Annotated in this window: 21 protein-coding genes; 11 read left to right on the top strand and 10 right to left on the bottom strand. The window is 63.2% G+C overall.

All coding sequences use genetic code 11. The annotated features are described in order from the left end of the window. The first annotated feature begins 240 nt into the window (after positions 1–240). Together AC3Z8Y_RS21065 and AC3Z8Y_RS21060 are read left to right on the top strand one after the other, a co-directional pair. Complete coding sequence (locus tag AC3Z8Y_RS21065; RefSeq protein WP_490087433.1) at positions 241–2,661, top strand: 7TM diverse intracellular signaling domain-containing protein; 2,421 nt, start codon at positions 241–243, stop codon at positions 2,659–2,661. 85 nt (positions 2,662–2,746) lie between these two features. Further along, positions 2,747–4,393: an acyl-CoA dehydrogenase family protein gene (locus AC3Z8Y_RS21060; RefSeq protein ID WP_490087432.1), complete on the top strand. Its 1,647-nt coding sequence runs from the start codon at positions 2,747–2,749 to the stop codon at positions 4,391–4,393. 35 nt (positions 4,394–4,428) lie between these two features. Here the strand turns inward: AC3Z8Y_RS21060 and AC3Z8Y_RS21055 are convergent, their stop codons facing one another. The 3 genes from AC3Z8Y_RS21055 to AC3Z8Y_RS21045 form a co-directional block, all read right to left on the bottom strand. Next, the gene (locus AC3Z8Y_RS21055) at positions 4,429–5,037 is read right to left on the bottom strand and encodes a pseudouridine synthase (protein ID WP_490087431.1); all 609 of its coding nucleotides are present in this window, start codon (positions 5,035–5,037) and stop codon (positions 4,429–4,431) included. Positions 5,038–5,091: 54 nt separating this feature from the next. Beyond that, positions 5,092–6,564 (bottom strand): AMP nucleosidase, encoded by a 1,473-nt coding sequence (amn, locus tag AC3Z8Y_RS21050; protein WP_490087430.1) that lies wholly within the window; start codon positions 6,562–6,564, stop codon positions 5,092–5,094. An 86-nt stretch (positions 6,565–6,650) separates the two neighbouring features. Next, positions 6,651–7,130 (bottom strand): Lrp/AsnC family transcriptional regulator, encoded by a 480-nt coding sequence (locus tag AC3Z8Y_RS21045; protein ID WP_181117402.1) that lies wholly within the window; start codon positions 7,128–7,130, stop codon positions 6,651–6,653. A gap of 466 nt (positions 7,131–7,596) precedes the next feature. On the opposite strand from AC3Z8Y_RS21045, the gene AC3Z8Y_RS21040 reads away from it, so the two are divergent. Further along, entirely contained in the window at positions 7,597–8,688 is a 1,092-nt protein-coding gene (locus AC3Z8Y_RS21040) for a DUF6515 family protein (RefSeq protein ID WP_490087429.1), read from the top strand. On the opposite strand, the gene AC3Z8Y_RS21035 is transcribed toward AC3Z8Y_RS21040, so the two are convergent. Next, positions 8,673–9,572, bottom strand: a complete 900-nt coding sequence (locus AC3Z8Y_RS21035) for a cation diffusion facilitator family transporter (RefSeq protein WP_490087428.1) — start codon at positions 9,570–9,572, stop codon at positions 8,673–8,675. The genes AC3Z8Y_RS21040 and AC3Z8Y_RS21035 overlap by 16 nt on opposite strands. A gap of 4 nt (positions 9,573–9,576) precedes the next feature. Then, complete coding sequence (locus AC3Z8Y_RS21030) at positions 9,577–9,996, bottom strand: polyribonucleotide nucleotidyltransferase (protein WP_490087427.1); 420 nt, start codon at positions 9,994–9,996, stop codon at positions 9,577–9,579. A 194-nt stretch (positions 9,997–10,190) separates the two neighbouring features. Here AC3Z8Y_RS21030 and hrpB point away from each other — a divergent pair, with 194 nt between their 5' ends. Next, positions 10,191–12,695, top strand: coding sequence for an ATP-dependent helicase HrpB (gene hrpB / locus AC3Z8Y_RS21025; protein WP_490087426.1), 2,505 nt, complete (start codon positions 10,191–10,193; stop codon positions 12,693–12,695). A 285-nt stretch (positions 12,696–12,980) separates the two neighbouring features. Here the strand turns inward: hrpB and AC3Z8Y_RS21020 are convergent, their stop codons facing one another. The 3 genes from AC3Z8Y_RS21020 to AC3Z8Y_RS21010 form a co-directional block, all read right to left on the bottom strand. Further along, complete coding sequence (locus tag AC3Z8Y_RS21020) at positions 12,981–13,502, bottom strand: hypothetical protein (RefSeq protein WP_308821682.1); 522 nt, start codon at positions 13,500–13,502, stop codon at positions 12,981–12,983. 281 nt (positions 13,503–13,783) lie between these two features. Continuing rightward, positions 13,784–14,869, bottom strand: a complete 1,086-nt coding sequence (locus tag AC3Z8Y_RS21015; RefSeq protein ID WP_490087425.1) for an endonuclease/exonuclease/phosphatase family protein — start codon at positions 14,867–14,869, stop codon at positions 13,784–13,786. A gap of 60 nt (positions 14,870–14,929) precedes the next feature. Further along, complete coding sequence (locus tag AC3Z8Y_RS21010) at positions 14,930–15,601, bottom strand: YciC family protein (protein WP_490087424.1); 672 nt, start codon at positions 15,599–15,601, stop codon at positions 14,930–14,932. 183 nt (positions 15,602–15,784) lie between these two features. On the opposite strand from AC3Z8Y_RS21010, the gene AC3Z8Y_RS21005 reads away from it, so the two are divergent. The 4 genes from AC3Z8Y_RS21005 to rhlE1 are packed head-to-tail and all read left to right on the top strand — an operon-like array spanning position 15,785 to position 19,349. Continuing rightward, complete coding sequence (locus AC3Z8Y_RS21005) at positions 15,785–16,528, top strand: DUF2076 domain-containing protein (RefSeq protein ID WP_490087423.1); 744 nt, start codon at positions 15,785–15,787, stop codon at positions 16,526–16,528. Continuing rightward, positions 16,509–17,030, top strand: coding sequence for an NYN domain-containing protein (locus AC3Z8Y_RS21000; RefSeq protein WP_490087422.1), 522 nt, complete (start codon positions 16,509–16,511; stop codon positions 17,028–17,030). The genes AC3Z8Y_RS21005 and AC3Z8Y_RS21000 overlap by 20 nt, the downstream gene beginning before the upstream one ends. Positions 17,031–17,090: 60 nt before the next feature. After that, on the top strand, positions 17,091–17,969 hold the full coding sequence (yedA, locus tag AC3Z8Y_RS20995) for a drug/metabolite exporter YedA (RefSeq protein WP_490087421.1): 879 nt from the start codon (positions 17,091–17,093) through the stop codon (positions 17,967–17,969). A gap of 48 nt (positions 17,970–18,017) precedes the next feature. Beyond that, complete coding sequence (gene rhlE1, locus AC3Z8Y_RS20990) at positions 18,018–19,349, top strand: RNA helicase RhlE1 (protein ID WP_490087420.1); 1,332 nt, start codon at positions 18,018–18,020, stop codon at positions 19,347–19,349. Between the two features lie 7 nt (positions 19,350–19,356). On the opposite strand, the gene AC3Z8Y_RS20985 is transcribed toward rhlE1, so the two are convergent. Next, positions 19,357–20,583: a TIGR03862 family flavoprotein gene (locus tag AC3Z8Y_RS20985; protein WP_490087419.1), complete on the bottom strand. Its 1,227-nt coding sequence runs from the start codon at positions 20,581–20,583 to the stop codon at positions 19,357–19,359. A 187-nt stretch (positions 20,584–20,770) separates the two neighbouring features. After that, the gene (locus AC3Z8Y_RS20980) at positions 20,771–21,688 is read right to left on the bottom strand and encodes a histone deacetylase family protein (protein WP_490087418.1); all 918 of its coding nucleotides are present in this window, start codon (positions 21,686–21,688) and stop codon (positions 20,771–20,773) included. A 69-nt stretch (positions 21,689–21,757) separates the two neighbouring features. On the opposite strand from AC3Z8Y_RS20980, the gene AC3Z8Y_RS20975 reads away from it, so the two are divergent. From AC3Z8Y_RS20975 to AC3Z8Y_RS20965, 3 genes are all read left to right on the top strand, one after another. Next, a complete protein-coding gene (locus tag AC3Z8Y_RS20975; protein ID WP_490087417.1) occupies positions 21,758–22,327 on the top strand; it encodes a GNAT family N-acetyltransferase in 570 nt (189 codons plus the stop codon). Positions 22,328–22,392: 65 nt separating this feature from the next. Next, entirely contained in the window at positions 22,393–23,262 is an 870-nt protein-coding gene (tesB, locus tag AC3Z8Y_RS20970) for an acyl-CoA thioesterase II (protein WP_181118215.1), read from the top strand. Next, positions 23,262–23,846 (top strand): HAD family hydrolase, encoded by a 585-nt coding sequence (locus tag AC3Z8Y_RS20965; RefSeq protein ID WP_490087416.1) that lies wholly within the window; start codon positions 23,262–23,264, stop codon positions 23,844–23,846. Before tesB ends, AC3Z8Y_RS20965 begins: the two co-directional genes overlap by 1 nt. Positions 23,847–24,005: the final 159 nt, after the last annotated feature.

Genomic DNA, 24,005 nt, shown 5'->3' with positions numbered 1-24,005 from the left:
GCTTACCACCAAACCCGCCGTGCGGCTCGCGGGGGGCGTACCCGTTTTGAAGCCTCTGAGCCCCTGTTCCCGGGCAGCGGCGGTGCATCACAGAGCGGTCGTCGGCATTTGTAGCAAGCAGGATGCAGACGCCGAAGGCTATGGTAGGATGCGGCAAAATTGATAACAGGTTGCCAGCACGTCGACTCAAAGGGAACTGGGGAGGCTTCCCGATGCTGCAGGTGCCTGAACTGGGGCTGTATGCGCTACATTCTCTTTCTGATGCTGTGCTGGTTGCCATCGCTTGCGACCGCCGTCGACTTTGACGACACCACCCGCAACCTGCCGCTGGGCCGGGAGCTGTCGTACTTCGAAGATAAAACCGGCACCGCAACCCTTGAGCAGGTGTTGTCCCAGCCCTTCACGCCTAACACCACCCAGGTGTTGAACGCCGGCTATTCCAGCTCGGCCTTCTGGCTGAAAATCCCGTTGCGTTATTTGCCACGCCAGGATGACAGCGGTGCGCGAACGTGGCTGCTGGAGCTTGCGTATCCGCCGATGGACCACGTTGATCTTTACCTTCAGGATGGCCGCGGCAGCTGGCACCTGGAGGCGAAAACCGGCGATGAACTTCCCTGGGACAGCCGTCCCATCCGTCAGAACAACTATGTGTTCAACGTGCCGCTCAAACCCGGCGAAGCACGCACGGCCCTGGTTCGGGTACAGAGCGAGGGGTCGGTGCAGGTGCCATTGTCGCTGTGGTCTGCCGAAGCCTTTCTGGAGGCCCAACCCGAACGGCTCTACGTATTCGGCCTGATCTACGGCGTGTTGCTGGTGATGCTGGTCTACAACCTCTTCATTTATCTGAGCGTTCGCGATACCAGCTACCTCTACTACATCCTTTATATCGCCTCGTTCGGGCTGTACCAGGTGTCGGTGAACGGCGCGGGCATCCAGTTCTTCTGGCCGAACAACCCTTGGTGGGCCAACGCAGCCACCCCTTTCCTGATCGGTGCTGCGGCCTTCTTTGGCTGCCAGTTTTCCCGGCACTTCCTCCGCACGGCGGGCCACGCACGCTGGCTGGATTGGCTGCTCAAGCTGTTGATGGGCGCAGGGGTTGGGGTGATGGCAATCTCCCTGATGGCGAGCTATGGGCTGGCCTTGCGCCTGGCTACCGGGCTGGCGCTGGTGTTCACGGTGGTGATCTTCAGCGCGGGGATCATCGCCTGGTTCAAGGGGCAGCGGCAGGCGCGTTATTTCATGATCGCCTGGTCGGCGTTTTTGGTGGGCGGCATCGTCAACACCTTGATGGTGCTCGGGCTGCTGCCTAACGTGTTTCTCACCATGTACGCTAGCCAGTTGGGCTCAGCGTTGGAAGTAGCGTTGCTGTCGCTCGCCTTGGCCGATCGCATCAACGTGATGCGCGAGCAGCAGGCGCAGGTGTTGCTGGATGCTGGCCATAAACTCGAGGCATTGAACCAGCGCCTGTCCCAGAGCAATCGCCTGAAGGACGAGTTCCTGGCTACGGTTACCCATGAACTGCGCACGCCAATGAACGGAGTGATCGGGTCCCTGGAGCTGATGCAGACCGTGCCGATGAACGGCGAGCTCAGTTCATATCAGCAAACCGCCACCCGCTCGGCCCGCGACATGATGCGCATGGTCGACGACATTCTGATACTTACCGAGCTGCAAGCCGGCCGGCTGGCGCCGCGGGTGGAACCCTTCCGCTTGCAGGTGTTACTCGACAGTTTGCACATGCAATTTGTGGCGCAAGCGAACGAAAAAGGCCTGGCGCTGCGTACCGAAGTGGTACCCGGCGTGCCTGGTGTACTGCAAGGCGACTTGAAGAAAATGGCGCTGTGCCTGGCCCGTCTACTGGACAACGCCATCAAGTTCACCCGTGAAGGCGGCGTTACCTTGATGGTAGAAGCCGTGGAACAGCATTACAGCGAAGTGCGCGTGGTGTTTCGGGTGATCGACACCGGCATCGGCTTCAGCCTGGACAGCGATGCGTTGTATCAGCAGTTTTATCAGGTAGATGGCTCGATGACCCGTGAGCACGGCGGGCTCGGGATTGGCCTGGCAATCTGTCGGCAACTGGCAACGCTGGTAGGTGGAAGCCTGAGCCACCAATCTACACCGGGTGAAGGCAGCTGCTTTGAATTGACCCTCAGCTTGGGCGTGGACGCACCGCCCGCCGCCCAACCAGTGCGCCCCCGCGCTGTGGATACCGATGGAGTGGTTCGGCGGCCCGGCGATTGCCTGGTGGTGATGATCGAAAGTGAGCGGGTAGATCAACTGTTCACGCGTGGCATGTTGCTCCGGCTAGGTTATGAGGTGCGCACGGTAGAAGGCGAGGCTGCGGCGCTCGAAACCTTGGCCGCCCACCCTGCAGCCGCGTTGTTGCTGGACGGTAACGGCGCGCTGGAGCCCCTGCTGGAACAGGCCCGGCGCTTGCAGCAAATGGCGAGCAATGCCCAATGGAAACTGCTGGCGGTGCTCGATAGCGGTGGGGGCAATGATCGCCAACGCTGCCGCGACGCCGGCATCAGCGGCGTCATCGCCCGGCCGGTACGCTTCGAGGCACTGCAAGCCCTGTTCAGCGAGGTATTGCTGGAAGACGGACGTGCCGCGGAAAGCGGCCAGCAATATGGCGGGGCGGCGGGGGGGATGGCTTGACTGCGGGTTGAGATCAATGGCCATGGCCGCTTCGCGACAACTCGTGCTTCACTGAACAAGCACAGCCAATGCCGCGGAGCCTTACATGAGCCTGCAACGATTCGCCGAAACCCACGAGGTGACCAATCAGCCGCCGGGCCTGGAGGGCGCCAACCTTTATCGCCTGGACCTGCCGTTGCAGGAGTGGTCGCGCCGCTTCGGTGCGGGCTGGGCGCAGCCACGAATCGATGCCTATGGGGCCTTGGCGGGCGGGCCGCTGATGGCGGCCGGGTTTCTCGCCAATGAGCACCCGCCGGTATTTCATAGCCATGATCGCTACGGCAACCGGATCGACCTTATAGAATTCCACCCCGCCTACCATCAGCTCATGGCCGCTGCTATCGAGCATGGCCTGCCCTCGCTGCCCTGGCGGGAGCCACAGCCGGGCGCTCATGTGGCGCGGGCGTCGATGACGTACCTGCATACCCAGGCCGAAGCCGGCAGTGGCTGCCCCCTCACCATGACCTTCGCCAGCGTACCCGCCTTGCGCTTGCAGCCGGACCTTGCCGAGCGCTGGCTGCCCAAGGTGCTTTCCACCGAATACGACCCGCGCAATATCGAGATTGGCCAGAAGGCCGGTGCGACCATTGGCATGGCCATGACCGAGAAGCAGGGCGGCACGGATGTACGCGCCAACACCACCCGAGCGTTTGCCGTGGGCCAACCGGGGCCAGGGCAGCCGTATGAACTGCTGGGCCACAAATGGTTTTGCTCGGCGCCCATGTGCGACGCCTTCCTTACCCTGGCGTATACCGACGAAGGCTTGAGCTGCTTTTTACTGCCGCGCCATCGGCCGGACGGCACCCGGAACGCGTTTTATATCCAACGGCTCAAACACAAGCTGGGCAATCAGTCCAACGCCTCCAGCGAAGTGGAATACCGTGGCGCGCTGGCCTGGATGGTGGGCGAGCCCGGTCGGGGAGTGCCGACGATCATCGAAATGGTGGCCATGACCCGGTTCGACTGCATGGTGGGCTCCAGCGCACTGATGCGTCAGGCTCTTACCCAGGCGATGCATCATTGCGCGCACCGTAGCGTGGGCGGCCGGCCGCTGGTGTATCAGCCCTTGATGCAGAACGTACTGGCAGACCTGGCGCTGGAGAGCGAGGCTGCCCTGGCCTTGAGCCTGCGCATGGGCCAGGCACTGGACCGGCTGAGCGATCCGACCGAAGCCTTGTTCGCCCGCTTGGTTACAGCGGTGGGTAAATACTGGATCTGCAAGCGAGCGCCGGGGATGATCAACGAAGCCGCCGAATGCCTGGGCGGCGCAGGGTATGTGGAGGACAGCATTCTTCCCCGTCTGTACCGCGAGGCTCCGGTGAATTCAACCTGGGAAGGCTCAGGCAATGTGCAATGCCTGGATGTGCTGCGGGCGCTATCAAAAGAGGCCGGTGTGCTGGACGCTCTGTTCGCCGAATTGGGTAATGGCCACGGCGACCGTCGGCTCGCTACAGCCATTGAACAACTGAAGGGCGATTTGCGCGATACCGCCGAGCTGCCTTATCGAGCCAGGCAACTCACCGAAAACATCGCCCTCACGCTCCAGGCCAAGCTGTTACTCGAAGGTGGCAACAACGTTGTCAGCGATGCTTTTATTGCCAGCCGGCTGGAGCAAAGGGCCGGCGCTTATGGCGCCTTGCCGCGGGGTATCGCTGTCGAGCAACTTATCCAGCGATCCGCCCCTGGCCTGTAGGAGGGGGCAAAGCCCCCGCGCTGCGGTCCCACAGACTATTTGAGAACCGCTGGATCAACCTCTCGCCATGCCCCGAGCGCGAGGCCTTCCAGATCGAACGGCCCGATCCGCACCCGCACCAGGCGCAAGGTCGGCAGGCCTACCGCGGCGGTCATGCGCCTCACCTGGCGGTTGCGGCCTTCGCGGATGGTAAGTTCCAGCCAGGCCGTGGGCACGCTCTTGCGAAAACGCACCGGCGGGTTTCGTGGCCACAGGTCGGGCTCGGCGAGCAGCCGCGCCTCGGCGGGGAGTGTGGGGCCGTCATTCAACACCACGCCTGCTCGTAGCTGCGCCAGTTGCGCCTCCTCGGGCTCGCCTTCTACCTGCACCCAGTACGTTTTCGCCAGCTTGTGCTTAGGGTCGGCAATACGCGCCTGAAGGCGACCGTCATTGGTCAGCAGCAGCAAGCCTTCGCTGTCCCGGTCCAGGCGGCCGGCGGGGTAGACGCCGGGCATGTCGAGGTAGTTCTTGAGCGTGTCCCGGCCCTGATCGTCGTTGAACTGGGTGAGCACATCGTAGGGTTTGTTGAGCACTACGAGGCGAGGCGCAACAGGCGGGGCCTTGGCAACACGGCGTGGCGGAGGGCGGCGAGTGGGGGCGGGCATGAAGGTCAACCAATTGCAGCGGGGCCGATAGCATACCAGCCCCGCTGCGGCCGATCAGCGGAAGGGTGGCTCGTCGAAGCTGCGCAGTTTGCGTGAATGGAGGGCATTCAACTGCGTGCGCAACAGGTCCAGTGCGGCAATCCCGATGGTGAGGTGCTGGCTAACGGCACGGTTGTAGAACGCGTTCGCCGAGCCGGGCAGCTTGATCTCGCTGTGCAAGGGCTTGTCGGACACACACAGTAGCGTCCCGTACGGCACGCGCAGGCGATAACCCTGGGCGGCGATGGTGCCGCTTTCCATGTCCACGGCCACGGCTCGGGACAGGTTGATCAACGGCCGCTCCTGGGCCCAGCGCAGCTCCCAGTTCCGATCGTCGTAGGTCAATACGGTACCGGTGCGCAGCCGCTTCTTCAGCTCGTCGCCTCGTTCGCCGGTTATCTGGGCGGCGGCTTCCTGCAACGCCAACTGTACTTCCGCCAGGGCGGGGATCGGGATGTGTGGCGGTACCAGACGGTCCAGAATGCCATCCCGGCGCATGTAGGCGTGGGCCAGTACATAGTCGCCGATGGTCTGCGAGGCACGCAGGCCGCCGCAATGGCCGATCATCAACCAGCAGTGAGGGCGCAGCACCGCCAGGTGGTCGGTGATGTTCTTGGCATTGGACGGCCCCACGCCGATGTTCACCAAGGTAATCCCATCGCCATCGGCGGCAATCAAGTGGTACGCCGGCATCTGGTAGCGGTGCCACACCACGCTGGCCACCAGCGCCTGGGCTTCGCCATGGTCCATACCTTTTTCGATCACCACGTTGCCTGGCATTACCATACGCACGAAGCGAGGGTCGCTCTGCAGTTGCTCCAGCCCGTGTGCCACGAACTGGTCCACATAACGGTGGTAGTTGGTAAGCAGAATCCACGGTTGCACGTGGCGCCAATCGCTGCCGGTGTAATGCACCAGCCGGCGAAGGCTGAAGTCCACGCGCGCGCCGTCGAACAGCGCCAGCGGCAGGGGGTCGGCGTTGGCCCAGTCGTACAGGCCGTCGGCGATGCCATCGGTGGCGGCGGACAGGTCAGTACTGGGGAATACCCGCGCCAGGGCAGCAGCCGTCACGCCCGTGCCGGCCAGCTCATCGCCCTGTTCAACCACATAAGGGTAGGGGATGTTCTGCTGGCTGGCGCCTACTTCCAGCACTACGTCGAAGTCCCGCATCAGCGGCACCAGCTGTTCCAACAGGTATTTACGGAAGGCTTCAGGCTGGGTCACGGTGACCGAGTAGGTGCCTGGCAGCTGCAATTTGGCATAAGCGCGCGTGGTGCTGGGCACTTCGCCGTGGGACTGATAGGTGAGCCGCAATTCAGGGTAACGAAACTGGGCCCGCTCTTCGGGGGTGGGCTCGGTGCGGTCTTTGAGGTAGCGCTTGAGGGCCTGGCTGAGCGCGCCAGTTGCACGGTCATGCAGCCAGGCCAGGCGATCCACAACCTGTTCAGGTGTGTTCAAGGTAACGAATGCATCGGCATCGGTGCTCACAGGCGGATCCTTCTCTTCTGGCAAGTCACTATCTTGCCTGTTCCAAAACGTTTTAACAGTACCGCGCGACACAGGCATGACGGTGCTCAGGGGCGAAGGTGCGCCAACGGCAGCTCGGAGCTCGCCAATACCTGGTTGAGCACAAAGCTGGAACGCACGCTGGTCACCCCTTCAATGCGGGTGAGGTGCCCCAGCAGCAATTGCTGGTAATGGTCCATGTCCTGCACCACCACCTTGAGCTGGTAATCCGCTTCCATTCCGGTCACCAGGCTGCACTCGAGTACCTGCGGAAGGTTGCGCACGGCGGCTTCGAAGTTTTCGAAACGCTCCGGCGTATGCCGGTCCATCCCGATCAGTACGTAAGCGGTAAGGTTCAGGCCCAGCTTCTTTCGGTCCAGCAGTGCCACCTGGCGGGTGATATAGCCGTCGTCTTCCAACTGCTTCACCCGGCGGGAGCAGGGCGAGGGGGACAAGCCGATCCGCTCGGCCAGCTCCTGATTGGAGATGCGGGCATCGCGCTGCAACTCGGCGAGGATGCTCAGATCGTAACGGTCCAACTTGCCCATGGCACCCACCTGCATTAGTAGAATTGCGGAATATTATCTGCGTAGGCTTTTAAATTGCGCAATGGCTATCTTCAAGGGCAATCTTCGCAATCTTCTACCGCCGGTGGCGCGATAAGCTTTACCCCATGATCACCGCCCGGACATGAGTCCACTGCGAGCCGCCCAATCAGGCCGCTCGCGGCCACCGCCCCCACAGGGTCGAGCTGGCCACCGGGTTGACGCTGGCTCAATCAGGCCGGCCGTAGTGAGCCGCCGCCACAAGCGACGCGCCTGGACGCAGTTCATCAAGGGAGGCCTCGGGGCCTCCTTTTTTTATGGGTGCGATTCAGGCGCGAGAGCGGCCGGCGCCATTCATGAAATAAGCGTCACAGCCGATAGCACAACCGAAGCGGCTGTTAGCATGGCCACGAACCGCCCTCGGTTTTCTCAGTCAAACGCTGGTGCATCGCACATAATGAGGATACCCATGAACACCCGCCCCTGGTGCCTTGCCAGTGCTTGCGCACTGAGCCTGTGCCTGGCTTCGCCGACTTTCGCGGACAACAATTCCAGCGCTCAGGACCAATTGCGCGGCGCGGCGCCCAGCCGCCAGGACCATGGCGGTTCTCAGGGCCAGGGCCCCTCGCGAAATCAGGAGCGCCCGTCCGGTTCCAATGCGGGGCAGGCCCCTCAGCGCCAACCGCAGCAGGGCTACACGCGGCCGGATAACGATCGGCCAGTCAACACTCGGCCAGACCCTCGGCCAGACCCTCGGCCAACCAACCGGCCGGACCCTCGGCCGGATAACGGCCGGCCCGGCCAAAGCTGGCAGAACAGCCCTAATGGGAACGACCGGCCGCAACCTCAGCGCCCCGCTAATACGCCACCGATCCAGTCCAAGCCTGGCGAAGTGTGGCAAACCCAGTCGCCCCTTCGCGGCAGCTATCCCGACCTGCCTCGGCAGAACGGCAACCGCCAATGGCAGGCCGGTGGCGACCGCGACCGTGATCCGCGCTGGCACAACGACGGTTGGGGCCCGGGCCCTCAGTATCGACCCGGGCAACGCGTAGACCGCTTTCCCGGTGACAACTACCGAGTGCCGTACCGCGGCAGCGATTACTTCTATTCAAGCGGCTACTGGTACCGGCCCAATGGCCCGGGCTATGTCGTGGTCGCGCCACCGCGTGGGATTCGGGTGCGCTATCTGCCCGATTACGCCACCCGCGTATGGATCGGTGGTGGCGTGTTTTTCCTGGCGGCTGGCACCTATTACCAGTGGGTAAACGACACCCAGGAGTACGTGGTGGTGGACGCACCTGCCGCGCCGATCCAGTCCCAACCTCAGCCAGTGCCCCAACCTGTGACGGCACCGAGCGGGTATGACGTTGCGTTCTACCCCGCCAACGGGCAGACGCCTTCGCAAATGGAGCGGGACCGCTATGACTGCCAGCGTTGGGCCGCGCAGCAGACCGGCTTCGACCCGGCCACTGCCACTTATGCGCCCTCCGATCAGGTGGTGTACCTGTTCCGGCAGAACATGGCCAATTGCTTGAGCAGCCGCGGTTACGGCCTCAACTGACCGGGGTGAACGGCTTCTTCGGGGTCGGCGTGAACCAGTACTTCGGCCTTGGGGAATTTTGCGATGATCGCGGCTTCCGCCTGTTCACACAGTGCATGAGCCGCAGACAATGAAAGCTGCCCGGGAAGCTCCAGGTGCAGCTGGACGAACCAGTGCTGGCCTGACATCCGCGTGCGCAAGTCATGGGCGCCGAGCACGCCCGGGACTGCACACGCGAGCGCGAGCATCTGTTCGCCAACGTCGGGGTCAAGCTCCTGGTCCATCAGGATGGCCGAACTCTCCTTGGCGATCTGATAGGCGCTCCACAGGATATAAATCGAGATGGCCAGGCCGAACAGCGCATCCACTTGCGGGTAGCCCCAGCCGGCAAGCACCAGCGCCAGCAGGATGCTGCCGTTGAGCATCAGGTCAGAGCGGTAATGCAAGGAGTCGGCGCGCACAGCGGTAGAGCCGGTTTCCTTCACTACCTTGTGCTGGAGAATCAGCAGGCCCACCGTGAGCACCAGTGAAAGCACCATCACGGCAATGCCTACCCCGGCCTCGCCGACCGGTTCTGGCGTGCGCAAACGCTCAGCCGCCTGGATCGCGATGAACACCGCGCTCACGCCAATGAACAGTGCCTGGCCCATGCCGGCGAGCGCCTCGGCCTTGCCGTGCCCGTAGCGATGGTCGTCGTCTGCGGGGCGCAGGGAATAGTGAACCGCCAGCAAGTTGAGGAAGGACGCCGCCCCATCCAGCACCGAATCGGTAAGCCCGGCCAGCAGGCTGACCGAGCCGCTCATGTACCAGGCAATGGCCTTGCACAGGATGAGCACCGTTGCTACGCCCAGCGACGCGCGGGTTGCCAGGCGTAGCAGGCGGCGATGGCGGGGGGCGACGACCATGCGATCAGGCTGCCGGGCGCAGGCCGTACGCCGCCAGTTGCTCGACGCTGCCATGGTGTTGGATCAGGCGCGGGTCGTCCAGCGGCAGGTGCTTGCCCAGCTGGCTTTCCAGAATGGCTTGCAAGCGCTTGTTGTCCACGCTGCCATCAGGCTTGACCGCGCCCTTGAGCAGATCAGGATCGACCTGCGCGTGGGTGCCGCCCGGAAGGTAGATCGCGCCGGTGGCGAAGTCCACGCCAAAGGCGATCAGGCCTGGAATCACAAAGAAAAGAATGCCGACGGCATCGAGGACCGCGACCACCGGGTCGATCTTGCCGTCGATCTGCCCACGGCGGTCAGGCCAGAACAGGGTGCCGCACGCGGTGAGCTGAGTGAACACCGAAATAACCAGAACACTGCCGATCATACGAGTAGGGAAACGCATGAATTTCTCCTGGGGTTAAAAGGCTCGGCCATTCGCATAAATGGCCGCTACCGACAACTACGACCGTGGTCGGGCCGTTGCGGTTCGCCGTTATACCTTGCGGCTTGGTGGGGGGCCAGTGACGTGTGCTTGTCGATGGGGGCGGGAGGGTTGCAGGCAAGGTCGCTATAATCGCCAGCCTACCAGGAGCCCCCATGACCCCGCTGCCCATCGACACCGTATTACCCGACTTGCGCAGCGCCCTGCGTACCCGCCACGAAGCCGTGCTCGAAGCCCCGCCCGGCGCGGGTAAAACCACACGGGTACCCTTGGCGTTGCTGGAGGAAGCCTGGCTGAGCGGGCAGTCCATCCTCATGCTTGAACCCCGCCGCCTGGCCGCGCGCGCCGCAGCGGAGCGGCTGGCCAGTGAGTTGGGTGAGAAGGTGGGCGAGACGGTGGGCTACCGCATTCGCCTCGAAAGCCGGGTTGGCCCGCGCACCCGCATCGAGGTGGTAACGGAGGGCATCCTGGCCCGGCGGCTGCAGGATGATCCGGCGCTTGAAGGGGTTGGGCTGGTCATTTTCGATGAATTCCATGAACGCAGCCTCGATGCGGACCTGGCGCTAGCGCTGGTGCTCAACGGGCGGGATCTGTTGCGCGATGAGCCGCCACTGAAGGTGCTGCTCATGTCTGCCACTTTGGAAGGCGAACGGCTTTCAACGCTGCTGGACGACGCTCCGGTTATCAGCAGCCAAGGCCGTGCATACCCGGTGGAGGTGCGATGGGGCCGCGCGCCGCAGCAAGGGGAATATCTGGATGCCAGGGTAGAAAGCGTGGTGCTCCAGGCATTGGATGAGCAGGCCGGTAGCGTGCTGGTGTTCCTGCCGGGGCAGGCCGAGATCCGCCGGGTGGCGCAGCGCCTGGAAAGCGCGCTCGGCAGCTACCCCGGCGTTCGGCTGTGCCCGCTGCACGGTGAGCTTGATCTGGCTGCCCAGCGCGCCGCCATCGAGCCCGCACCTCCCGGCGAGCGCAAAGTGGTGCTCGCCACTAATATCGCTGAAACCAGCCTTACCATCGAAGGCGTTCGGGTGGTGGTCGACAGTGGCCTGGCTCGGGTGCCGCGCTTCGATCCCGGCACTGGCATGACCCGCCTCGATACCCAGCGTGTTTCCCGTGCCAGCGCTACCCAGCGTGCCGGCAGGGCAGGGCGGCTGGAGCCGGGCGTGTGTTACCGGCTGTGGTCCGAAACCCAGCATGAGCAACTGGCCGCTTATGACAGCGCGGAAATCCTTCAGGCCGACCTGGCACCACTGGCGCTGCAACTGCACCGCTGGGGCGCGACGCCGGATCAGCTGCGTTGGCTCGATATGCCGCCGGCCGCTGCGATGTCCCAGGCTGACGATCTGCTTGCCCGCCTTGGCGCCCTTGCTGCGGACGGCCGGCTGACGGCGCACGGCCAAGCGATGGCCGGCCTGCCGGCGCATCCGCGAATCGCCCACCTGCTGCTGCGAGCCAAAGCCCTCGGGCTGGAGGCCATGGGTTGCGACCTCGCCGCCTTGCTGGGTGAGCGTGACATCGTGCGTGACCGTGGCGCCGACCTGCACAGCCGCCTGGCCGTGCTGCACAGCGGGGCTCGTGCCTCCCAGCGTATCAAGCAACTGGCCAAACAATACCGGGGCCTGCTCAGTGCTCAGCCCAACGCCGCACGCCCTGTCGAAGACCCCCAGGCCGACCGCTGGCTTGGTGCCTTGCTTGCCCTAGCCTACCCCGACCGGGTCGCCCAGCAACGTCGCGCCGGCGGGGCCGAGTACCGCTTGGCCAACGGCCGCGCCGCCCAGTTCGGTGAGCCGGACGCCCTGATGAAGCATGAATGGCTGGTGGTGGCGGACCTGGGTAGCCGCCAAGGCCAGCGTGAGGAACGGATCTACCTTGCCGCAGACCTGGACCCTTTGCTGTTCGATACCGTATTGGCCGAACAGGTACAGCGCCGGGACGTGCTGGAATGGGATGACAAGGAAGGCACGCTGCGCGCCGAAGCCCAGTGGCGGGTCGGTGACCTGGTGCTCCGCCGCGAGCCTCTTTCCGGCTTGGACGAAGCCGCGCGTGGGCAGGCGCTGGTCGACCTGGTACGCCGCAAAGGGCTGGCCTTGCTGCCCTTCACGCCCGAACTGCGACAGTGGCAGGCGCGTGTTCAGCTATTGCGTGAACTGGACCTTGCCAGCGGCGAGACCGAATGGCCGGATGTGAGTGACGAAGGCTTGCTGGCAAGCCTGGAAACCTGGTTGGCGCCTTACCTCGGCAAAGTCACCCGGCTGGCCCATTTCGGCCAACTGGACCTCTCCAGCATCCTGCACAATCTGCTGCCCTGGCCATTACCCCAACGCCTGAACGAACTGGCACCCACCCACCTGAACGTGCCGTCGGGCTCGTCCATCCGGCTCGACTACAGTGAGCATCCGCCGGTGCTGGCGGTCCGGCTGCAAGAGCTGTTCGGCCTGGCCGACACGCCGCGCATCGCTGGCAACCGGGTGCAGGTAAAACTGCATTTGCTGTCCCCGGCCCGGCGGCCAGTGCAGGTCACCCAGGACTTGGCCAACTTCTGGCGCAGCACCTACAGCGAGGTGAAGAAGGACCTGAAGGGACGGTACCCCAAACACTACTGGCCGGATGACCCGCTGGTCGCAGAGGCCACCGCGCGGGCGAAACCGAGGGGGACGTAGCAGCAAGGAGGGCGTCTGTAACGTTCAGACGGGTGTGCTACGGTAGGCCAAGCCAAGCCTGACGAACCTTATTAACGATATTCTTTGACCCAAAAACCAGGCTTGGGTACGATGGCCTTGTCGCTACAGACCGGAACCTCAGATGAGGGGTAGCGATGCCGGGAACGAGTTCAGACACGTTCCTCCCAGCCTGTGAGCGGGTTTAAAGGCCAGGCCGACATTTGATTCAGCAAAAAGCCCTGCGGTGTGAGCCGTAGGGCTTTTTTGCTATTTATTTATCAGCCTTCAAACCGAGATACCCTCGTTGCGCTTTTCCAACACGTAGCGAACGTTATATAACGGACCTTTGCTCGGCAGGCCGGAGCGTCCCCAAGGTTCAACTTCGTAAGCGGAAACCACATTCAGGCGAAGGAAGTTTTCCCGGTTCAGCGGCTTGCGGATTTCAAAGAAAATTGCGTATTCATGAGCGTCAAGGCAAAAATATCGCCTGTTGTTCTGGCCCGCAAAGTGAGCTCTTACCTTCGAATCAATGAAGCGCCTATCAATGTAGTCAATTAGCTGTTTGGAAAGAGAGTACCTAGTAGAACAGAAATATCGTTTTTCCCGAACTTTTGGATGAACGATTAATGGCCCATTTCCCTTCTTGTCACTGAAGCAATGAAGCCCGAATGTGAATTCGACGCACACGTTGCAGGCCGCCAGCTGGTATGCCCGCGCAGTTGGCTGTAAATGTGCCATACAGACTTTTTTTCCGTCTACCGTCAGGTCTTCCCAGCGCATACTCATTGCCGCTTCATTTCGGCTCACGAGAATATTCCATTAGTGAATCATGTCAATGCAGCGCTGCTTGATTTCACCGGGAAAATTTGTCCAGTAACTGCTCTGTACTGACGACGCGGGTTCAGCGGTAGCTGAATAGGTTCTGGTCTTGCAGTAAGGCTCGAATCTTGTGGTGCCAATTTATATTGAAGTAAGCCGGTGCTATTTGCGCGGCCGTTACGCTGAACTAATTAATACGTAACAATATAGGACGAAACGAATCGCCTTCTTAAAAGGCGCCGGTCGAGAAATGAAGCCATAGCGGGAGCCTACGCCCCCGGCACTTTCCCCGGCAGCAAAAACCGCCCCATCAACGGCAAGTGATCGGAAATCCCAAGGGTATCTTCCTGCCGTACATGGGCTTCGAGCTGGCGCACGCGGGGGCTGTGTACCAGGTAATCCAGGGTGCGATCCGGGCCGTTGGCCGTGGGCGGGAAGTGGGTGAACCAGTCGGCTCGATCGGGCCCGCCAGCTTGCGCGTTGCTGGGGATCAACGGGTAGCGATCCCACAGCAGGTGCAAATCGTCGGCGGGGGAATAATCGGCTTGCTCACCAGGCTCCAGCCGTCGGTATTGGCCCAGGGGTAACAGGTTGAAGTCGCCTCCTAGCAACCAGGGTGTGCCCAGGCTTTCCAGATGGTCTACCCGGTCGGCCACCGCTTGCAGTTGCCGGGCCTGGGCGTCGTTGCCGCGCTTGTAGGGCTCCAGGCGGGTATTGAGGACAGCCAGGTGGCCGCTGCCGTCGGTAATCGGCAAGTAGGCGCCCAGCAGCACCTGCTGAGGATGGAACAGGCTCAGTGGGCCGGCAGGGCGAGGCAGTTGCCAACGCTCGGCCTGGTCAATGCGATAACGGCTAAGCGTGGCGAGCTTGCGCCCCACGCTGCCGAATATACGGGTATCGGGTACGAAGTCGGCTTTCCAGTCAAAGGCCTCCACGCTGCAGGGGTACAGGTCTACCAGGCGCTCTTGCAGCAAGGCGAGCTGGTTCTGGTAGCCGGTTGCCTTGGCGCCATCGTCCAGTTCCTGCAATAGCACCAGATCAGGCTGCTCGTCGCGGATCACCCGTACCACTTCGTCCAGGTCGTGAGCGATGTCTTCGGCGCTCGGGCGGTCGTCGTGGCTCTGGCCTTCGGGGGCGCCGTACCAGAAGAGGTACCGCTTGCCGGCCAGGAACTGCACGTTCCACGTCATTACTTTCAGCGGCTGGCCCGGCGCCAGTGAAGGCGGGTTGCCTCGGCACACTGGCGTTACGACAGCGTGGGGCGCCGGATGCCACGACAGGTGCCAGGCCAGCGCAGCGAGGGCGGCGGCCATCAGCAGAAGGATCAGCAAAGCGTTACGCAGTCGTCGAATCATCGGCTCGGCTACGGCAGCAGAAAGTTCCTGAGCATAACCGAGGCCGCGCGTCGACCCAAGTCAGCCCCGCGGTTCGCGCAGGGTGGGGTCGGTCAGTAACATGAACAACCGGAACAGCACCACTGTAGTGAGCAATTGCACCAGGCCATTGGCGCAGTCCAGCGCGAGAGAAATGGCCATGTTGTCGTCATCGGGCAGCACGGCAGCGCTGGCGAAGTCGATCAGCCACAGCGGCACCAGCACTGCCAGTACGCAGGCCAGCACCTGCCAGAAGGGCCCTCGGGTAAGCTCGAAGCTTTGTTTGATCGCTGCCAGCGGCGTCAGCCCCCGCAGCACCAGCAGGTACTCGGCAAATGCCAAGCGGGCCATCAGCCACAGCCCCGGCAAAAGGTACAGGGCCATGCCCAGCAGGATTGCCAAGGAACAAATGGCCGCCAGTAGCGCAAAGCGAGGCCACAGCCGCAGGCCCATGCCGAGCAGCAGCTTGAGGGGCGGATGCTCTCCATTGCTGCGCGAATCGAGATACAGAATCAGGGCCGCGGTATAGATGGGGTAGAACAGCAACCCCACGAGGATGTCGAATGCACCACGGGCGTCGGTCGCCACACTGTGGTCTACCAGCTGTTCGGCCAGCGACTGCAAGGCAAGCAGTGGTACGCACAGCCGCACGATTGCCCACAGGTGTGTGCGGAAAAAATAGAGAGAGTCTTTAAGGATGCTGAGCGGGTTCATCACGCCAATGTCTTGGGCCAGGCAGGCCCACCACTGTACCGGATGGGCCCGGCAGGGCAAACGCCTGGCAGGCGATTAACAATGTTTCATCCCGGCCAGCCGTTGAATACCAGGGAGGGGCCCCCATAATGGGTGCATCAGGCCCCTTTGGGGCCAGTCAAATTCGGCAATTGAGAGGTCGCCATGAACAGCGAAGAGCAAAGCCTGATCGACGGACTCTTTTCCCGCCTCAAGCAAGCGGAAGCAGACGGCGGCCCGCGGGACGTGCAGGCGGATCAGCGCATCCGCGAGCACGTGGCTAACCAGCCTGCTGCCGCGTATTACATGGCCCAGGCCATCCTGGTTCAGGAAGCCGCAGTCAAACGCCTGGATGAGATGAACCGCCAGCTCAAGGCCGAACTGGAGCAAGCCAAGGCTGCGGCCAGCAAGGCGCCGGCTCACAGCGGCGGGTTCCTTTCCGGGCTGTTCGGTGGCGGCGCTCGCGAGCAGGCGCCGGCACCCGTGCAGCAAGCACCCAGTGGTGGCGGTTGGCGTGAACCGGCCCGCGGTTATGCACCACCGCCCGCACCGCCTCAATATGGCGGTGGCCAACCGGGTTATCAGCCTGGCTATGCCCAGCCTCAGGCGGCGGGCGGTGGTTTCATGCGTGGCGCCCTGCAAACTGCTGCGGGCGTGGCCGGCGGCATGATGCTGGCGGAAGGGCTGAGCAGCCTGTTCCACCACAACAACGCGCCGCAGGAAATTGTCGAGATCATTCGCGAGGAGCCATCGCCTGCCGCCGATCAGGGTGGGGGCTGGGCCGAAGACAACAGCCAGCAGTTAGTGAGCGACAACAGCGACTGGAACAACGATCGCGGGGGCTTCTCCGACGCCGACTACAGCGGCGACAGCGGAGGGTTCTTGTCGGATGACGACGACTACGTCTGAGCCAACGAGCGAGCCCTCGGAGCGTCGGCGGATTGCCCTGTTCGCCGACGTTCAGAACCTCTATTACACCGTGCGCCAGGTGCACGGGTGCCACTTCAATTACGCCGCGCTCTGGGCCCAGGTGGCCGGGCGCGGCGACATTACGGTGGCGTATGCCTACGCCATCGACCGCGGCGACCCCAAGCAGCAGCAGTTCCAGCGCATCCTTCGCCAGCTGGGCTTCGACGTGAAGCTCAAGCCGTATATCCAGCGCAGCGACGGCTCGGCCAAAGGCGACTGGGACGTGGGTATCACCATTGACGTGCTGGAAGCCGCCGCCGAGGTGGATGAAGTGGTCCTGGCGTCCGGCGATGGCGACTTCGATCTGCTGCTACAGCGCGTGCACCAGCGTTATGGCGTGCAAACCAGCGTGTACGGCACACCGGGCCTCACCGCAGGTTCCTTGATACGCGCCGCTTCGCGCTATGTGCCTATCGAAGGCGAGCTGTTGCTTCGGCATTGAGCTGGACGGGATCCGTTTCGCTCGTACAATGGGCGCCTTTCTCGATTTCGAGCGCCTGCCATGCCTTCCCGTCCTGTGCCCGCCCTGCTGGTCGGCGCCTTCCTGGCGCTGTACCTGGTGTGGGGCTCCACTTATCTGTTCATCCGCATCGGGGTCGAATCCTGGCCACCGCTGACCATGGCCGGCATCAGGTTCCTGGTCGCGGGCGCGATTCTCTACGCCTGGCTGCGGCTGCGAGGCGCGCCCAGGCCTACCGCGCCACAGTGGCGTGCTGGCGGGTGGGTAGGGCTATTGCTGCTCGGGTGCGGCAACGGTGGGGTGACGCTGGCCGAACACGCCGGTATCGCGTCCGGTGTTGCCGCGCTGGTGGTGGCGACCATGCCTTTGTTCACCCTGCTGTTCGGGCTGCTTTGGGGCCAGCGCAACTCGTGGCTCGAGTGGAGCGGCATCCTGCTGGGCATTGCCGGCATCGCCTTGCTTAACCTTGGCGCCAACCTGCAGGCCAGCCCCGGCGGGGCGGCGGTATTACTGTTCGCGGCGGCTGCCTGGGCGTTTGGCTCGGTGTGGAGCCGTTACCTGCCGCTGCCTGCCGGCGGAATGGCCAGCGCCGTGGAAATGCTCATCGCTGGCGCAGCCTTGCTGGCCACCGGGTTGATCAGCGGCGAGCGCATCACCAGTTGGCCGCCGCTTTCTGGGTGGGTCGCTTTGGCGTACCTGGTGTTCTTCGGGTCCATCCTGGCCTTCAACGCTTATATGTACCTGCTCAAGCACGTGCGGCCGGCGGCGGCCACCAGCTATGCGTACGTGAATCCTGTGGTGGCGGTACTGCTGGGCATGCTGTTTGCCGGAGAGCGGATCGGCCCGTGGGAGATGCTGGCGATGCTGGTGATCGTCGGCGCGGTGGTGCTGATCGGCTTGCCGCAATGGCGGCGGCGCTGATCCGGGGTAAACTGCGCGCCTTGCCAGTTCATTTTCAGGTACACCCCGATGACTTTCGCTTCACTGGGCTTGATCGAGCCGCTGTTGAATCGGCTGCAAAGCCTTGGCTACGACAAGCCTACCCCGGTCCAGGAAAAGGCCATCCCCGCCGTGCTGGCCGGCCGCGACCTGATGGCCGCCGCCCAGACCGGCACCGGCAAAACGGCCGGTTTTGCCCTGCCGGTGCTGCAGCGCCTTACCCTGCAAGGCAGCCAGGTGGCGAGCAACAGCGTGCGCGCCCTGGTGCTGGTACCTACCCGCGAACTGGCCGAGCAAGTGCACGCCAACATCAAGGCGTATGCTGCTGATCTGCCATTGCGCACGTACGCTGTGTACGGCGGGGTAAGCATCAACCCGCAAATGATGGCGCTGCGCAAGGGCGTGGACGTGCTGGTAGCCACGCCCGGCCGCCTGCTTGACCTGCACCGGCAGAACGCGGTCAAGTTCAGCCAGGTGGAAACCCTGGTGCTGGACGAAGCCGACTGCATGCTGGACCTGGGTTTCGCCGAAGAACTGCGGGACGTCTATGCCGCGCTACCCAAGCGCCGCCAGACCCTGCTGTTTTCCGCGACCTTCTCGGATGACATCCGCCTGCTGGCCGGGAAAATGCTCGATGAGCCACTGACCCTTGAAATAAGCCCACGCAACCAGGCGGCTACCAGCGTTCGCCAGTCCGTGGTGCCTGTGGATAAGAAGCGCAAGCCGGAACTGTTCTGCCACCTGCTGCGCCAGCGCCGCTGGAAGCACGTGCTGGTGTTCGCCAAAACCCGCAACGGTGTGGACCAACTGGTCGAGCGGCTGCAGGGCCAGGGCGTGGCAGCCGAGGGCATCCACGGCGACAAACCCCAGGCGACCCGCCAACGTGCCCTGGACAGCTTCAAGGCTGGCGAGCTCACCGTATTGGTGGCCACGGACGTGGCTGCGCGCGGGCTGGATATTCAGGACCTGCCCTTGGTTGTGAACCTGGACCTGCCCATCGTCGCCGAAGATTATGTGCACCGCATCGGCCGAACCGGCCGGGCAGGCGCCACGGGCGAAGCCATTTCGCTGGTATGTGCCGACGAAGTGGAGCAACTGGCAGCCATCGAGGCCATGACGCGGCAAACCCTCAAGCGTGTCGAAGAGCAGGATTTCGAGCCGGAACACCGCGTGCCGGAAACCACGGCAGGCGGGCAGATTCTGAAGAAGCCCAAAAAGCCGAAGAAGCCGAAGACCACTGGCGGTAAGGCTACGCTCGGCCGCTGGACCGAAAGCCGTGACGCTGCGGTAGCCGAACCGGCTATAAAGCCCGTGCGCAAAGTGCCGGCGTTCAATACCGGGCCTCGCAAGCGCAAGCCGTAGTTTCAGCTCAGGCTAGATACCGCAAAACCCCCTCGGCGGCGCGGCGGCCGCTGGCAAAACAGGCGGTCAGCAAGTAGCCGCCGGTGGGTGCCTCCCAGTCGAGCATCTCACCGGCACAGAACACGCCCGGCTGGGCTGCAAGCATCAGGTCGTCAGTCAGGGCAGCACGCATTACCCCACCTGCGCTGCTGATAGCCTCGGCCAGTGGGCGAGGGCGTAGCAGGGTCAATGGCAGCGCCTTGATTGCCTGGGCCAGCCGAGGCAAGTCCTGATACACCGAGGCGTCGGTCAACTCTCGCAGCAATGCTGCCTTCACACCCTCCAGCCGCAGTTGGCCTTGAAGGTGACGGGCCATGGAGCGGGTTCCGCGCGGTTTGTTCAGCGCCGTTTCAACCTGCGCCAGGCTTCGGTCGGGAAGCAGGTCGATAAACACCTCGCAGTGCCCATCCCGATTGATCGCCTCTCGTATCGGCGCGGAGAGGGCATACACCAGGCTGCCCTCCAGGCCGCCTTCGGTCACTACGCATTCCCCTTTACGAGGCGCGCAGCCAGCGAGCGAAAGGGCGATGTTTTTCAAGGGCGCGCCCGCGAAGCGTTCTTTCAACACGGGGCTCCAGCTGCCCACTTCGAACCCGCAATTGGCCGGCTGCAAAGGCGCAATGCCCACGCCGCACTCAGCCAGCCATGGTAGCCAGGCGCCGTCTGAACCCAGCCGCGGCCAGCTTCCGCCGCCCAGTGCCAGCACTGTCGCGCGGGGCTGGATAACCGTTTGGCCGTCAGGATGCTGGACCAGTAAACCACCGCTGGGCGCCCAGCCTAGCCAACGGTGACGGGTGTGGATAACTACGCCGTTCTCGCGCAGGCGTTTGAGCCAGGCACGTAACAGCGGGGCGGCTTTCATGTCGGTAGGGAATACGCGGCCAGAACTGCCCACAAAGGTTTCGATGCCCAGGCCGTGTATCCAGGCGCGCAGGGTGTCGGCATCAAATTCAGCCAGCCAGTCACTTACCCAAGCGGCCTGTTCGGCATAGCGGCCGGTGAAGGCAGGCTTGGGCTCGGCATGGGTAATGTTCATGCCGCCCACACCCGCCAACAGGAATTTGCGCCCCACCGAGGGCATGCTGTCGTACACCGTCACGGCGTGGCCGGCCTGGCTCAACACCTCGGCTGCCATCAGGCCGGCCGGCCCGCCACCCATGATCGCCACCGTGGAGGGAGCGGAATTCAACGCCATGAACATTCGCCAGAATCATAAAGGGCCGTAGTGTAACCAAGGCGCCTGTCAAATGCCTCTCCGCGACTGATCAAAAAATAGCCAGCTGCTTCCAGGCCTGTGTATAGAAGGGGCCTCGACGCTTTCACTCAGGTTATCCACAGGCGGTTCCACAGCGAATGTGGGTAATTTACGAGGCAGCGGGCTGCTATCTGATGTCTGTGTCCCACACCCGGGTTGCCACCGTGTGCAAAATGCCGTGTCGCCTCGCCAATGCGTGCCGGTCCTTGCTGTAACCACCACCGATCACGCCCATTACCGGGATGTCCCGGCCCAGGCAGTGCCGCAACACGCACTCATCCCGCGCCGCTACGCCTTCATCGGTGAGCTGCAAATAGCCCAGGGCGTCATCCTTGTGCACATCCACGCCGGCGTCATACAGCACAAGGTCGGGCTGATAAAGAGGTAGCAGGTAGTTCAGCGCATCCTCCACCACCTGTAGATAAGCGTCGTCTCCCATGCCACGGGCCAAGGGGATATCCCAATCGCTTTCGGCCTTGCGCACGGGGAAGTTCTGCTCGCAATGCAGCGACACGGTAATGGCATCGGCGGTATCGGCCAGAATGCGTGCGGTACCGTCACCCTGATGTACATCGCAGTCGAAGATCAATACTCGGTTCACCCGGCCGGCTGCCAGCAGATAGCGGGCGACTACCGCCAGGTCGTTGAAGATGCAAAACCCCGCCGGGTAATCGTAGTGGGCATGATGGGTGCCGCCGGCCAGGTGGCAGGCCAGCCCATGTTGCAGCGCGAGCTCGGCGGTGAGTAACGAGCCGCCCACCGCGCGGATCGTCCGGCGGGCGAGGGGTTCGCTCCACGGTAAACCCAGCCGCCGCTGGTCCTCCCGGGACAACTCACCGGCCATGTAGCGCTCTATGTAGTGGGGAGCATGTGCCAGCGACAGTACATCCGCCGGGCAGAGTTCTGGCCGATGCAGGGTTTCTGAAAAGGCGATGCCCGTGGTGATCAGGTGATCATGAAGCAGGCGAAACTTCTCCATCGGAAACCGATGTTCAAGCGGGAACGGCGGGCTGTAGTCTTCGTGATAAACCAGAGGTAAGCGCATGATCGACCGCACAGCACGAAAGCTGAGAGTGTGCCAGCTTTCGCCTGCGGATAACAAAGGAGCCCGGCCATGACGGAGCTGCTGACGCTCGAGAGCCCGCGCCTGCGGTTGCGCTTGTGGGAGGATGAAGACCTGGCGCCGTTCTCCGCGCTCAGCGCCGACCCTGCCGTGATGCGCTACTTCCCCAAACCGCTCAGCCGCCTTGAGAGTGCGGCTTTCATCGGCCGCGTGCGTGGCCATTTCGCCGAATACGGTTACGGCCTGTGGGCGCTGGAGCGCAAGGATGATGGCGCTTTTATTGGTTTCACCGGGTTGTGGAACGTGCCGTTCAAGGCCCCTTTCACACCTGCCGTCGAAATCGGCTGGCGGCTGGCCCGGGGTTACTGGGGCCTGGGTTACGCCAGTGAAGCTGCCTTCACCAGCCTCGGCTGCGCCTTTGAACAGCTGGGCCTGAAAGAGGTGGTGGCGTTCACGTCCGAAGTGAACCTGCCTTCGCAAAAGGTGATGCAGGCCATTGGCATGCAGCGCCACGACGCCGAGGATTTCGACCACCCTGCGCTGGACGAAGCCAGCCCGTTGCGCCGGCATTACCTGTACCGCATAGACCGCGCGGGCTGGTTGAAGGCCATGCACGGGTAGCCGGTTGGCTTGCACATCAAGGTATGATGCCCGCTCATGGTATTTGTAAGCCGAGGTAACCCTGAATGAGCCACGTCCTCGACGATCTGGTCGACCTGTTAAGCCTTGAACCCATCGAAGAAAACCTCTTCCGCGGGCGTAGCCAGGACCTGGGCTTTCGCCAGTTGTTCGGTGGCCAGGTGTTGGGCCAGTCCCTGTCGGCTGCCAGCCAGACGGTAGAAGAAGAGCGGCATGTACATTCCTTGCACGGTTATTTCCTGCGCCCCGGCGATGCCTCGCTGCCCGTGGTGTACATGGTTGATCGGGTACGTGACGGCGGCAGTTTCTCTACCCGTCGCGTGACGGCGGTGCAGAAGGGGAAAACCATCTTCACTTGCTCGGCGTCCTTCCAGTACGACGAAGAAGGCTTCTCCCACCAAAGCAAGATGCCGGATGTCGTCGGCCCGGAAAACTTGCCCACCGAACTGGAGCTGATGCGCCTGGGCGAGGCGTTGATCCCGGAGCACCTGCGCGAAAAACTGCTGTGCCCCAAGCCCATCGAAATGCGCCCGGTGACCGAGCGCGACCCGTACAACCCCACCCCGGGCGACCCGGTCAAATACGTGTGGTTCCGGGCGGACGGCGCCTTGGCGGACACGCCTGCCCTGCACAAGTACGTCATGGCCTATGCCTCGGACTTCAACCTGCTGACCACCTCGCTACTGCCACACGGCAAAAGCGTGTGGCACCGGGATATGCAGATGGCCAGCCTGGACCACGCGCTCTGGTTCCATGGCAACCTGATCGCGGACGACTGGCTGCTGTATGCGCTCGATAGCCCCTGGGCCGGCAATTCCCGCGGCTTCTCCCGCGGCAGCGTGTACAACCGCGCCGGCCAACTGGTCGCCTCTTCGGCGCAGGAAGGGTTGATTCGTCACCGCAAGGACTGGGCGTGATGCTAGGGCATATCCGGCACTGGGTATTCGATATGGACGGCACACTCACCGTGGCCGCCCACGACTTCGCCGCCATCCGCACCGCGCTGAACATCCCGGCCGAAGACGACATCCTGCATCATCTGGCTGCCTTGCCTGCCGATGAAGCCGCCGCCAAACACGCCTGGCTGCTCGAGCATGAGCGCGAACTCGCGATTGCCTCTCAGCCTGCGCCCGGCGCGATAACCCTGGTGCGCACACTGGCGGACCGCGGGTACCGGCTGGGTGTGCTGACCCGCAATGCTCGCGAATTGGCTCATATCACACTGGCTGCCATTGGAATCGACGACTGCTTCGCCCCGCACGATGTGCTCGGCCGGGACGAAGCGGCCTTCAAACCCAACCCCGAGGGCCTGCTCAAGCTCGCCGCGGCGTGGCAGGTAGCGCCTGCCGAAATGGTGATGGTGGGCGATTACCGCTTCGACCTCGCCGCCGGCCGCGCCGCCGGTACCCGTACCGTGCTGGTGAACATGCCGGCCAACCCCTGGCCGGAGTTGACCGACTGGCATGCGGTGGATTGCGCGGCGTTGTTGGACGCTCTGTAGGAACGGCGGGGCCGGCCTTTCGACGCCAGCTCGCGAAAAATTGACTATTCGCGAGCTGGCGCCCGCTTCCCACAGATTGAACGCACCTTGTGGGAGCTGGGCGAAGCCGAAGGCGGAGCTCGCGAATAAGGGCTTAGGAAAACTGCGCAAGACAGTTGC

The sequence above is a fragment of the Pseudomonas sp. 3MAES_34.3B genome (assembly GCF_058145875.1).
Note: the sequence above shows the minus strand (reverse complement) of the source record. Positions and strands in the feature narration are given on the sequence as shown.

Excerpts from the sequence above, each read along its gene's own strand:
- tesB (WP_181118215.1), top strand. The coding sequence starts at position 22,393 with ATGAGCCACGTCCTCGACGATCTGGTCGACCTGTTAAGCCTTGAACCC.
- AC3Z8Y_RS21015 (WP_490087425.1), bottom strand. The coding sequence starts at position 14,869 with ATGATTCGACGACTGCGTAACGCTTTGCTGATCCTTCTGCTGATGGCC.
- AC3Z8Y_RS21055 (WP_490087431.1), bottom strand. The coding sequence starts at position 5,037 with ATGCCCGCCCCCACTCGCCGCCCTCCGCCACGCCGTGTTGCCAAGGCC.
- AC3Z8Y_RS21010 (WP_490087424.1), bottom strand. The coding sequence starts at position 15,601 with ATGAACCCGCTCAGCATCCTTAAAGACTCTCTCTATTTTTTCCGCACA.
- AC3Z8Y_RS21005 (WP_490087423.1), top strand. The coding sequence starts at position 15,785 with ATGAACAGCGAAGAGCAAAGCCTGATCGACGGACTCTTTTCCCGCCTC.
- AC3Z8Y_RS20980 (WP_490087418.1), bottom strand. The coding sequence starts at position 21,688 with ATGCGCTTACCTCTGGTTTATCACGAAGACTACAGCCCGCCGTTCCCG.
- AC3Z8Y_RS21035 (WP_490087428.1), bottom strand. The coding sequence starts at position 9,572 with ATGGTCGTCGCCCCCCGCCATCGCCGCCTGCTACGCCTGGCAACCCGC.
- rhlE1 (WP_490087420.1), top strand. The coding sequence starts at position 18,018 with ATGACTTTCGCTTCACTGGGCTTGATCGAGCCGCTGTTGAATCGGCTG.
- yedA (WP_490087421.1), top strand. The coding sequence starts at position 17,091 with ATGCCTTCCCGTCCTGTGCCCGCCCTGCTGGTCGGCGCCTTCCTGGCG.
- AC3Z8Y_RS21040 (WP_490087429.1), top strand. The coding sequence starts at position 7,597 with ATGAACACCCGCCCCTGGTGCCTTGCCAGTGCTTGCGCACTGAGCCTG.
- hrpB (WP_490087426.1), top strand. The coding sequence starts at position 10,191 with ATGACCCCGCTGCCCATCGACACCGTATTACCCGACTTGCGCAGCGCC.
- AC3Z8Y_RS20985 (WP_490087419.1), bottom strand. The coding sequence starts at position 20,583 with ATGGCGTTGAATTCCGCTCCCTCCACGGTGGCGATCATGGGTGGCGGG.
- AC3Z8Y_RS21030 (WP_490087427.1), bottom strand. The coding sequence starts at position 9,996 with ATGCGTTTCCCTACTCGTATGATCGGCAGTGTTCTGGTTATTTCGGTG.
- AC3Z8Y_RS20975 (WP_490087417.1), top strand. The coding sequence starts at position 21,758 with ATGACGGAGCTGCTGACGCTCGAGAGCCCGCGCCTGCGGTTGCGCTTG.
- AC3Z8Y_RS20965 (WP_490087416.1), top strand. The coding sequence starts at position 23,262 with ATGCTAGGGCATATCCGGCACTGGGTATTCGATATGGACGGCACACTC.
- AC3Z8Y_RS21045 (WP_181117402.1), bottom strand. The coding sequence starts at position 7,130 with ATGGGCAAGTTGGACCGTTACGATCTGAGCATCCTCGCCGAGTTGCAG.
- AC3Z8Y_RS21065 (WP_490087433.1), top strand. The coding sequence starts at position 241 with ATGCGCTACATTCTCTTTCTGATGCTGTGCTGGTTGCCATCGCTTGCG.
- AC3Z8Y_RS21000 (WP_490087422.1), top strand. The coding sequence starts at position 16,509 with ATGACGACGACTACGTCTGAGCCAACGAGCGAGCCCTCGGAGCGTCGG.
- AC3Z8Y_RS21060 (WP_490087432.1), top strand. The coding sequence starts at position 2,747 with ATGAGCCTGCAACGATTCGCCGAAACCCACGAGGTGACCAATCAGCCG.